At 55.2% G+C, this 261-nt stretch carries 1 protein-coding gene; it reads right to left on the reverse strand.

The features are described from left to right. Positions 1 to 261: Ppx/GppA phosphatase family protein (locus ACTHS4_RS12065; RefSeq protein ID WP_440366006.1), on the reverse strand; the 261-nt coding region annotated here is incomplete at both ends.

Here is a 261-nt window from a genome sequence, read left to right on the forward strand (position 1 = left end):
CCTAAAGGCAGGCTTTCTGTGGTCAGTGGTTGCAAATCAGAGCCGATAACTAATTCGGTCGAACCGCCGACTATGTCGATAACCAGCATTTTGTCGCCTTTTGGCGGCAGGGTATGCACTACGCCGGTGTAAATCAGACGCGCTTCTTCACGGACGGCAATGACTTCGATGGGGAAACCCAGCGCAGCTTCGGCACGGGGCAGGAATTGGGCAATGTTTTTGGCGACGCGGAAAGAGTTGGTGGCCACCACGCGCACGTTT

The organism is Neisseria sp. P0014.S009 (genome assembly GCF_051958155.1).
Lineage (GTDB): Bacteria > Pseudomonadota > Gammaproteobacteria > Burkholderiales > Neisseriaceae > Neisseria > Neisseria flavescens_C.